Origin of the sequence: Curtobacterium sp. APC 4022, assembly GCF_030407555.1 — a bacterium.
Classification (GTDB): Bacteria; Actinomycetota; Actinomycetes; order Actinomycetales; family Microbacteriaceae; genus Curtobacterium.
The window spans coordinates 20,640-27,325 of the sequence record NZ_JASDDD010000049.1; the positions used below are offsets into that span (position 1 = coordinate 20,640).

Here is a 6,686-nt window from a genome sequence, read left to right on the forward strand (position 1 = left end):
CGCGGCTCAGGAACCGGTGGGGTCGCTCAGATCCGACCCCGTTCGACGCTCAGTCCTCGTCCGGACGCTTGCGCCAGCGGATCCCGGCGTTGATGAAGCCGTCCAGGTCGCCGTCGAAGACCGCCGACGGGTTGTTGACCTCGTACTCGGTCCGCAGGTCCTTGACCATCTGGTACGGCGCCAGCACGTAGTTGCGGATCTGGTCCCCCCAGCTGGCGGTGATGGTGCCGGCGAGTTCCTTCTTCTTCGCGTTCTCCTCTTCCTTCTTCAGGAGCAGGAGGCGCGACTGCAGCACGCGCATCGCCGCGGCACGGTTCTGGATCTGCGACTTCTCGTTCTGCATCGACACGACGGTGCCGGTCGGCAGGTGGGTCAGGCGCACGGCGGAGTCGGTCGTGTTGACGGACTGTCCACCGGGGCCAGAGGAACGGAACACGTCGACGCGGATGTCGTTCTCCGGGATGTCGATGACCGCGGTCTCCGGCATCAGCGGGATGACCTCGACCGCGGCGAAGGACGTCTGGCGCTTGCCCGCGGCACCGAACGGCGACATGCGGACCAGGCGGTGCGTGCCGGCCTCGACCGACAGGGTGCCGAACGCGTGCGGACCGTCGACCTCGAACGTGGCGGACTTGATGCCCGCTTCTTCGGCGTAGGAGGTGTCCATCACGGTCACCTTCTGGTCGTGCTGCTCGGCGTAGCGCAGGTACATGCGCATGAGCATCTCGGCGAAGTCGGCGGCGTCGACACCACCGGCACCGGCACGGATCGTGATGACGGCGGGACGATCGTCGTACTCGCCGTCGAGGAGCGTCTGGACCTCGAGGTCGCCCATCGTCTTGGTGATGGCCTTGAGCTCCTCGGCCGCTTCGTCGGCGGACTCCTGGTCCTCGGCCTCGTTCGCCATCTCGACGAGGACCTCGAGGTCGTCGAGTCGCTGTTCGGTCGCCGTGAGCTTTTTCAGCTGGGACTGCCGGTGGGCGAGCGCGCTGGTGACCTGCTGCGCGTGGTCGGTGTCCTCCCACAGGTCGGGGGCACCGGCCTGCTCGCTGAGTTCGGCGATCTCACGCTCGAGGCGGTCGACGTCGACCACGGAGCGGATGTTCCCGAAGGTCACTCGGAGGGCGTTGACCTGCTCGCTGATGTCCAGTTCGACCATGGTCCCCGATCCTACCGGCCGGGCGTCCGGGTCAGCGCCCGAGCGAGGGCTCCCGCCGCGCCATGCCCGCCGCACCGGCACGCTCGACGGCCACCGGCAGCGCGGCGAGGAAGGCATCGACGTCCTGCTCGGTCGAGGTGTGGCCGAGGGTGATCCGGAGCGCGCCGCGGGCGGCGTCCTCGTTGAGGCCCATCGCGAGCAGCACGTGCGATGCCTCGGGCACCCCGGCCTGGCACGCCGACCCGGTGGACACGGCGACCCCGGCGGCGTCGAGCAGGAACAGCAGCGAGTCCCCCTCGCAGCCCGGGAACGTGAAGTGCGCGTTGTTCGGCAGCCGGTCGACCGGGTCCCCCATCAGCACCGCGGACGGCACGGCGGCCCGGACCCCGTCGACGAGGCGGTCCCGCAGGTGCCGGACGTCGGCGTGCGGCGCGGCTGCGGCGACCCCGAAGGCCGCGGCCGCCGGGGCGTCCTGCGTGCCGCTCCGGACCTGGCGCTGCTGGCCCCCGCCGTGGATGAGCGGCTCGACGACCGCGCGTCGGCCGAGCACCAGCGCCCCGACCCCGACCGGGCCGCCGATCTTGTGCGCCGAGACGCTCAACGCGTCGAGGCCGGACGCGGCGAAGTCCACCGGCACCTGGCCGTACGCGGCCACGGCGTCGCTGTGCACCGGGACACTGGCGGCGTGGGCGAGCGCGACGATCCGCTCGACGGGCTGCATGGTGCCGACCTCGTTGTTCGCCCACAGGAACGTGACCAGGGCGACGTCGTCGGCGGAGGCGAGTCGTGCCTCCAGTCCGGCGAGGTCGACGCGACCCGCGGCGTCGAGCGGGACGACGTCGACGACGGCGCCCTCGTGGCGCTCCAGCCAGTCGACCGTGTCGACCGTGGCGTGGTGCTCCCCCGCCGGGACGACGATGCGGGGACGCCGGCGGTCGCGCTGCCGGGCCCAGAACAGGCCCTTGACGGCGAGGTTGATGCTCTCGGTGCCGCCGGAGGTGAAGACGACCTCCACCGGGTCGGCACCGAGCGACGCGGCGACCCGGGCACGGCCGTCCTCGAGCAGCATCTTGGCGCGCTGGCCGGCGCTGTGGATCGACGACGGGTTGCCGACGGTGGTCAGCGCGTCGGTGAACGCGGCGAGCGCTTCCGGCAGGATCGGCGTGGTGGCGGCGTGGTCGAGGTAGACGGGCACGGGGCACCCCTTTCTGGAGCGTTTTCAGGATACCCGGCTGGCCTCGTACCCTGGTGGCGTGTACGAGACCGCGACCGAGACCACGCCCGGCTTCCGGGTCGACGACGGGGACCCCCGGATGACGGTGCGGTCCGCCTCGGCGACCGCGGTGACGGTGGTCGTCGACGGCCGAGGTGCCTTCCCGTTGGCGCGCATCGATGAGACCGACGAGTGGAGCGCCGCCACGCCCGGCGTGCAGGTCGGGGACACCTACCACCTGCTCGTCGACGGCCCGACCGGGCCGCGGCACGAGTTCGACCCGACCCGCCCGCTCCTCGACCCGTACGCACGCGGCGTCGTCGCGACCGGCGACGCCCCGCGGTGGACCAGCGTCGTCGTCGACGGCACCTTCGACTGGGGCGGCGTCACCAAGCCGGTCGTCCCCCTGGACCGGGCCGTCGTGTACGAGGCGAACGTCCGGACCCTCACCAGCGCGAACCCGGCGATCCCGGAGGAACTCCGCGGCACGTACGCCGGCGTCGCCCACGAGAGCACCATCGCGCACCTGCAGCGCATCGGCGTGACCACGCTCGAGCTCCTGCCCGTGCAGGCGTTCGACACCGAACGGTGGCTGCGCGAGGCCGGGCGCGAGAACGCCTGGGGCTACAACACGCTCGGGTTCTTCGCCCCGCACGCCGGGCACGCCTCCGCCGGCGCCCGGGCCGCGGGTGCCGACGCGGTGCTCCGCGAGTTCAAGGGCATGGTCCGGCTGCTGCACGAGGCCGGGATCCAGGTCGTCCTCGACGTCGTCTACAACCACACCGCGGAAGAGGGCCTCGGCGGTCCCACCACCTCCCTGCGCGGGATCGACGGCGCCGGCCGGTACCGCTGGTCCGACACGGACACCTACTACGACACGACCGGGTGCGGCAACACGCTCGACACCTCGGTGACCGCGACCGCCGACCTCATCCTCGACAGCCTCCGCTACTGGGCGCGCGAGGTGCAGGTCGACGGGTTCCGCTTCGACCTCATGGCGTCCCTTGCCCGGGACGGCGACCACGTCTTCGACCCGGAGCACCCGCTGCTCGAACGGATCCGGAACCACCCCGACCTGCAGGACACCCTGGTCATCGCCGAACCGTGGGACGTCGGCCCGGACGGCTGGCGCACCGGCTCGTTCGGCGCCCGCACCCTCGAGTGGAACGACGGGTTCCGCGACACGGTCCGGAAGTTCTGGCTCGAGGACCTCGCCGACGAACGACGCCGTGGGGCCCCGGAGTCCGGCATCGGTGCGCTCGCCGGAGCCCTCACCGGCTCGCGTCATCTGTTCGGCCCGGAGCGCGGTCCGCTGTCCGGCGTCAACTTCGTCACCGCCCACGACGGCTTCACCCTGCACGACCTGGTGTCCTTCGACGCGAAGCACAACGAGGCGAACGGCGAGGAGAACCGCGACGGGTCGAACGACAACCGCTCGTTCAACCACGGCATCGAGGGCGACACGGCCGATCGCGGCGTCCGTGCGGCGCGCGGGCGGTCGATGCGGAACCTGATGGCGACCGTGCTGCTCTCCGCCGGGGTGCCGATGATCACCGCGGGTGACGAACGCAGCCGCACCCAGCACGGCAACAACAACGCGTACGTCGTCTCGGACGACCTGACGCCGGTGGACTGGTCGGACGACGAGGACGCCGAGTCGATGACCGAGGCGATGGCCGCCCTGACCCGGCTCCGCGCGGCGCACCCGGCCCTCCGGCCGTCGCGCTTCGGCGTCCCCGGTCAGACCACCCCGTCGGCGTCGCGGATGACCTGGTACGGCCCGGACGGCCAGGCGATGACCGCCGAGGGCTGGGACCAGCCCATCCACCGCGCCCTGCAGTACTTCGTCGAGTCGACGCCCGAGCACGAGCCGTACGACCGCGTGCTGGTCGTGGTGCACGGCAGCGGCCGGACCCGCGACCTCACCCTGCCGACGCGCGAGGACGTCTTCGCGTACCGGCTGGCGTGGTCGAGCGAGAAGCACCGCGACCACGACCGGCACCGCCCCGCGGGCACCGTGTTCAGCGCCTACGGCCCCGGCATCCACGTCTTCGACGTCATCTGAGCCGACGTCGGTGCGGCCCGACGGCCTCCCGCCGCCACCCCGGCCGGGAGGCGCGACACGCTTCCCGGGGAACACGGACGGCCCAGCCGGGTAGCGTCTGGTCCGTGGCCTCCGTAGACCGACCCCGGCGTCCGAAGATCGGGCGCATCCCGATCACCGAACTCGCCCCGACGACGCCGAACGGCTTCCCGGGCAAGGGCTTCGACGGGGAGGTGATCACGTTCGGTGCGACCGTCTTCCGCGAGGGGCACGGCATCATCGGCGCGGACCTCGTCCTCGTCCGCCCCGCGGGCCAGCAGCCCGAGACGACCCAGGCCGTCGCCCAGCAGACCCCCGCCCCGCCGGCGCTGCAGGTCGACGAGCGCACCCTCCGCGTCCCGCTGACCCTCGTCGCCGCCGGCACCGACCGGTACGAGGCGACCGTGCAGGTCGAGGGCACCGGCGTCTGGGAGTGGCACGTCGAGGCGTACTCCGACGACTGGGCCACCTGGGTGCACGGCGCACGGCTGAAGATCGCCGCCGGTGTCGACACCGAGGCGACCCTGCTCGACGGCGCAGCGCTGCTCGAGCGTCAGGGCTCCGCGGTGGCCGCCCGTGCCGCCGCCCGCCTGCGCGACACCGACCTCGACCCGGCCGAGCGGCTGGCTGCGGTGGACGACCCCCGCGTCGTCACCGAGATCGTCGAGACCCCGATCGACTCCCTGCGGACGAGCTCCGCCCTGCAGCTGCTCGACGTCGAGCGCACCCGCGCCGGTGTCGGTGCCTGGTACGAGTTCTTCCCCCGCAGCGAGGGTGCCAAGCGCAACCCGGACGGCTCGTGGAAGAGCGGCGACTTCCGCACCGCGGCCCGTCGTCTGCCCGCCGTCGCCCGGATGGGCTTCGAGATCGTCTACCTGCCCCCGATCCACCCGATCGGGCGCACCGCCCGCAAGGGCCCGAACAACACGCTCGAGGCCGGGCCGAACGACCCGGGCAGCCCCTGGGCGATCGGCGGTCCCGAGGGTGGCCACGACGCCATCCACCCGGACCTCGGCACCGAGGACGACTTCCGCGCCTTCGTCGAGACGGCGAAGAACACCGGCATGGAGGTCGCCCTCGACTTCGCGCTGCAGTGCTCCCCGGACCACCCCTGGGTCACCGAGCACCCGGATTGGTTCACGGTCCGCGCCGACGGCTCCATCGCCACCGCCGAGAACCCGCCGAAGCGCTACCAGGACATCTACCCGATCCAGTTCGACACCGACCCCGAGGGCCTGGTGGCCGAGGTGCTCCGGGTGCTCCGTCACTGGATCACGTTCGGCGTCAAGGTGTTCCGCGTCGACAACCCGCACACCAAGCCGCTGTGGTTCTGGGAGCGCGTGATCCGCGAGGTCCGCGACGAGCACCCGGACGTCGTGTTCCTGGCCGAGGCGTTCACCCGCCCGGCGATGATGCGCGCCCTGGCCGAGACCGGGTTCCAGCAGTCGTACTCGTACTTCACGTGGCGGAACACGAAGGAGGAGATCGAGACGTACTTCGACGAGCTCTCCCACGAGACGAGCGCCTACCTGCGCCCGAACCTCTTCGTGAACACGCCGGACATCCTCACGGAGTTCCTGCAGTACGGCGGCCGCGCCGGCTACAAGGTGCGCGCTGCCCTCGCCGCGACCGGCGCCCCGACGTGGGGCATGTACTCCGGCTACGAGCTCTTCGAGGACGTCGCCCGCCCGGGCTCCGAGGAGAACATCGACAACGAGAAGTACGAGTACAAGCCGCGGGACTTCGCGCTCGCCGAGGCGGAGGACGCAAGCCTCGCCCCGTACGTGACGATGCTCAACCGTCTCCGCTCGGCGCACCCCGCGCTCCGGCAGCTGCGGAACACCACCGTGCACAGCGCCGAGGACGACGCCATCGTCGTGTACTCGAAGCACCTGCCCGGCCGGTTCACCCGGTCCGGTCGGGACGACACGGTGATCGTCGTCGCGAACGTCGACCCGCACTCCGCCCGTGAGACCACCGTGCACCTCGACCTCGCCGCCCTCGGTCTCGAGCCCGGCACCGAGTTCGACGTCCGCGACGTCGTGACCGGCGCCCGCTGGACCTGGGGCTCCTCGAACTACGTGCGCCTGGATGCCTTCCAGGAGCCCGTGCACCTGCTCGTCGTGGAAGGACCGCACCGATGACCGATCCCACCAACCCCGGGCAGCCCAGCGCACCCCAGCAGGGCGCACCCCAGCAGGGCGCACCCCAGCCGCCCCGCGGTCCCGGCC

General features: G+C 71.9%; 4 protein-coding genes. 2 read left to right on the top strand and 2 right to left on the bottom strand.

The features are described 5' to 3' along the window. Positions 1-49: 49 nt before the first annotated feature. Together prfB and QL987_RS13765 are read right to left on the bottom strand one after the other, a co-directional pair. Positions 50-1,159 (bottom strand): peptide chain release factor 2, encoded by a 1,110-nt coding sequence (gene prfB / locus QL987_RS13760; protein ID WP_221850118.1) that lies wholly within the window; start codon positions 1,157-1,159, stop codon positions 50-52. Positions 1,160-1,190: 31 nt separating this feature from the next. Then, positions 1,191-2,354, bottom strand: coding sequence for a cysteine desulfurase family protein (locus tag QL987_RS13765; RefSeq protein WP_290158144.1), 1,164 nt, complete (start codon positions 2,352-2,354; stop codon positions 1,191-1,193). 58 nt (positions 2,355-2,412) lie between these two features. Between QL987_RS13765 and QL987_RS13770 the strand changes: the two genes are divergently transcribed. Together QL987_RS13770 and QL987_RS13775 are read left to right on the top strand one after the other, a co-directional pair. After that, positions 2,413-4,437, top strand: a complete 2,025-nt coding sequence (locus tag QL987_RS13770) for a glycogen debranching enzyme (RefSeq protein WP_290158146.1) — start codon at positions 2,413-2,415, stop codon at positions 4,435-4,437. A 104-nt stretch (positions 4,438-4,541) separates the two neighbouring features. After that, a complete protein-coding gene (locus QL987_RS13775; RefSeq protein ID WP_290158148.1) occupies positions 4,542-6,599 on the top strand; it encodes a maltotransferase domain-containing protein in 2,058 nt (685 codons plus the stop codon). Positions 6,600-6,686: the final 87 nt, after the last annotated feature.

Coding starts and splice junctions, on each gene's coding strand:
- prfB (WP_221850118.1), bottom strand. CDS start 1,159: ATGGTCGAACTGGACATCAGCGAGCAGGTCAACGCCCTCCGAGTGACC.